The 554-nt window shown below is 66.6% G+C and carries 1 pseudogene; it reads right to left on the minus strand.

Annotated elements, in window-relative coordinates:
- A pseudogene (pepN, locus tag CFB47_RS40065) lies at positions 1-551 on the minus strand (aminopeptidase N); the annotation flags it as partial.
- Positions 552-554 lie beyond the last annotated feature (3 nt).

The raw sequence follows: 554 nt of genomic DNA on the forward strand, positions 1-554 counted from the left end.
GCGAACAGGTAGCTCGGCTTGCGGAACGGGTCTTCCCATTTCGCGAAGTGGCGCCCGTCGGGCAGGTCGCCCGAATCGACGAGGTTGCCGTTCGACAGCAGCACCGGGTACGCGGCCTTGTCGGCGCGCAGCGTCACCGTGTACGACGCCATCACGTCCGGGCGATCGAGGAAATAGGTGATGCGGCGAAAGCCTTCAGCTTCGCACTGCGTGAAGAAGTTGCCGCTCGACACATAGAGGCCCGACAGCGTCGTATTCTGGTCGGGTGCGCAGGCACTTTCGAGCGTCAGCTCGAACGTATCGGGGACGTTCTCGACCGTCAGCCCGTGTTCGTGCGCACGCACGGCGCCATGCGGCGCGCCGTCCAGCCAGGCGCCGACGAATTCGAGCGCTTCGCCCATCAGCTCCAGGTGCGGTGCGGGCGCGGCGTCCGGATTGCGGCGCACGCGCATCGTATTCCTGACGATCGTACGGGCCGGCGCGAGATCGAATTCGAGCGCGACGGCATCGATGAGGAAGGCCGGCGGCGTGTAGTCGGCGCGGCGGATCACGGT

The sequence above is a fragment of the Burkholderia sp. AU27893 genome, assembly GCF_002223205.1.
Taxonomy (GTDB): Bacteria; Pseudomonadota; Gammaproteobacteria; order Burkholderiales; family Burkholderiaceae; genus Burkholderia.